This is a genomic window from Actinospica sp. (genome assembly GCF_035552695.1).
Lineage (GTDB): Bacteria > Actinomycetota > Actinomycetes > Streptomycetales > Catenulisporaceae > Actinospica.
This window is the reverse complement of the sequence record NZ_DASZKT010000155.1, coordinates 1-3,053: the sequence shown is the minus strand read 5'-3', so window position 1 is coordinate 3,053 and position 3,053 is coordinate 1. Positions and strand designations below refer to the sequence as shown.

Sequence of the window (3,053 nt, the reverse complement as noted above, 5' to 3'; positions counted from 1 at the left end):
AGCCGACCGCTGCCGGCGCGGCGCACGGTGACGAGCGAGTAGCGCGCCGAGGCGCGGTGGTCGTCGGACCATCCGCCGCCGGGCTGCTGAGGGGAGGTCATGTCTGACTCCTCGGGTCGAAGGCCGAGACGGCGGACAACTGCTCGAACAGTTCCCGCTCCCGGTCGGTGAGGGTGGGCGGCACCATGATCTGGACCTCGGCGTACAGGTCTCCGGGCGAGCCCTTCGGATTGGGCATGCCCTCGCCGCGCAACCGCAGCTTCCGGCTGCTGGAGGAGCCCGGGGGGACCGCGACCTTGGCCGTGCCGCCTGGCGTGGTGACCGGCACGGTCGCGCCGAGAGCCGCCTCCCACGGCGTGACCGGCAGGGCGACCGTGATGTCGCGGCGGGACAGCCGATAGCGCGGGTGCGGCGCGATCCGCACGGCGAGAAAGAGGTCGCCCGACGGCCCGTCGCCGAACCCGCGGCCGCCCTGCCCCGCCAGGCGGATCCGCTGGCCGTCCACGACCCCGGCGGGAATGTCCACCTCGTATTCGCGCTCTTCGCCCTCGCCGCCGATGGTGAGCTTCCGCCGCCCGCCGCGGTACGCCTCCTCCACGGTCAGCACCAGTTCGGCCACCTGGTCCGCGCCGGCGACCCGGCCCGCGCCCCGGCTGCCGAACATCCCGCCGAACAGGTCCTCGAAATCGACCGCGGAGCCGCCGAAGCCCGGGCCCGCGAAACCCGACCCGCCGAAGTCGTCGCCCACCGGGCCGCCACCGCGGCGACCGCGGCGGAATCCGCCGGAGCGCGCGCCCTGCGCGGCGGCCACCCGCTCGTCGTAGTCCTCGGGGATCTGCCGGAATTCCGGCCCGAACCGGTCGTAGCGGGCCCGGGTCTCGGGATCGGACAGGACCTGGTAGGCCTCGTTGATCTCCTTGAACCGCTCCTCCGCCGCCGGGTCGCGGTTGACGTCCGGGTGATGGCGGCGGGCGAGCTTGCGGAAGGCCTGCTGGATCGTCTGGGCGTCCGCGTTCCTCGGGACGCCGAGCACCTCGTAGTAGTCGCGGGCCACGGCAGCTCACTCCTGCTTGCGGCTGACCGCCACGGCCGCCGGGCGCAGCTGTCGGTCCGGCGGCCTGCCGTAGCCCGGCCGCAGAACCCGGACCACCGTTCCGGGCGGCACCCCGGGATCCTCGACCACTTCGGCCGCTTCGTGCCGCAGCGGGTCGAAAGGCACGCCGGTCTCCTCGTCGCGCAGAAAGCCGAGGGAGGCGAGCAGGGCGACCGCCTGGTCACGCACGGCGCGCACGCCCAAGATGATGGACGCCGGATCGTCCTTGGCGTGCTCGAGGGCGAGTTCCAGGTTGTCCACGATCGGGAGCCAGGCCAGGCAGATACGGCGGCGCTCGGCTTCGGCCTCGTGGTTCAGCTCGCGGGCGTGCCGCTTGCGCGCGTTGTCCAGATCGGCAAGCGCCCGCCGCCAGCGGTCTTCGAGTTCTGCCATGGTGGCCTCGAGCGCCTGCAGCCGCTCGGCCGCCGCCTCCCGGTCGGGGCTCGCGTCGTCGCCCGGCGTGGCGTCGCGGCCCGCCGCGGCACCGGTGTCGTCGTCCATGGCGCCCCCTCAGCTCCGGTCGAACTCTGCGTCGATGACGTCGTCGTCCCCACCGCCGTTCGACGCTCCGTCCTGCGGCGCCGGACCGCTCTGCGCCGCCCCGGTGCCTGCTTGGTGGGCGGCCAGGGCCTGGTAGACCTGCTGGAGCTCTGACGTCAGCGTGCGGACACGGTCCAGCGGGGCCTCGTCCTTCACCGCCGCGCGCGCGTCGCCGATCAGCAGTTCGGCCCGCGCCCGCTCGTGCTGCGGCGCGGCGTCGCCGAGTTCCGACAGCCGCCGCTCCACCTGGTAGGCGATCGCGTCCAGCTCGTTGCGCGCGTCCACGGCCTGGCGCAGGTTCTGGTCCTCGGCCCGGTTGCGCTCGGCCTCCGAGACCATCCGCTCGACCTCGGACTTGTCCAGATTCGAGCCCTCGCTGATCGTGATCCCCTGCTCCGCGCCGGTGTTCTTGTCCTTCGCGCTGACGTTGAGGATCCCGTTGGCGTCGATGTCGAAGGTGACCTCGACCTGGGGCTCGCCGCGCGGAGCCGGCCGGATGTTCTCCAGCCTGAAGCGGCCGAGCACCCGGTTGTCGGACGCCCGCTCTCGCTCGCCCTGCAGCACGACCACGTCTACCGCGGGTTGGTTGTCCTCCGCGGTGGAAAAGGTCTCCGAGCGGCGTACCGGGATGGTGGTGTTCCGCTCGACGATCTTCGTCATGACGCCGCCGCGGGTCTCCACACCCAGCGACAGCGGCGTGACGTCCAGCAGAAGGACGTCCTTCACCTCCCCCTTGAGCACCCCGGCCTGGGCGGCCGCGCCGAGCGCGACCACCTCGTCCGGGTTGACGGTCATGTTGGGCTCCTTGCCGCCGGTGAGCCGCCGCACCAGGGCCTGCACGGCCGGGATGCGGGTCGAGCCGCCGACCAGGATGACCTCGTCGATGTCGTTCTCGGACACCTTCGCGTCGGACATCGCCTGCCGGACCGGGCCAAGGCAGCGCTCGACCAGATCCTCGGTGATCTGCTCGAAGGTGGAGCGGCGGACCGTCTCGGTCAGGTGCTTGGGGCCGCCCGCATCGGCCGTGATGAAGGGCAGGCTCACCTGGGTCTGGGTGACCGAGCTCAGCTCGGTCTTGGCCTTCTCGGCCGCCTCGAACAGCCGTTGCAGCGCCTGGGGATCCGAGCGCAGATCGATGCCGTTCTGCTTCTGGAAGTCGTCGGCCAGATAGTCCACCAGCCTGCGGTCGAAGTCGTCGCCGCCGAGGTGGGTGTCCCCGGCCGTGGACCGCACCTCGACGACGCCGTCGCCGACGTCGAGGATGCTCACGTCGAAGGTCCCGCCGCCCAGGTCGAACACGAGCACCGTCTCGTGCCCCTTCTTGTCCAGCCCGTAGGCCAGGGCCGCGGCCGTCGGCTCGTTGATGATCCGCAGCACCTCGAGCCCGGCGATCTTCCCCGCGTCCTTGGTCGCCGTGCGC

At 72.3% G+C, this 3,053-nt stretch carries 3 protein-coding genes; all 3 read right to left on the bottom strand.

Annotation, left to right across the window (positions count from 1 at the left end):
• Positions 1-97: 97 nt before the first annotated feature.
• Positions 98-1,054: a J domain-containing protein gene (locus VG296_RS18995; RefSeq protein WP_325567390.1), complete on the bottom strand. Its 957-nt coding sequence runs from the start codon at positions 1,052-1,054 to the stop codon at positions 98-100.
• A 6-nt stretch (positions 1,055-1,060) separates the two neighbouring features.
• Positions 1,061-1,594, bottom strand: a complete 534-nt coding sequence (locus tag VG296_RS18990; RefSeq protein WP_325567388.1) for a nucleotide exchange factor GrpE — start codon at positions 1,592-1,594, stop codon at positions 1,061-1,063.
• Positions 1,595-1,603: 9 nt separating this feature from the next.
• Positions 1,604-3,053: molecular chaperone DnaK (dnaK, locus tag VG296_RS18985; protein ID WP_325567386.1), on the bottom strand; the 1,450-nt coding region annotated here is incomplete at its 5' end.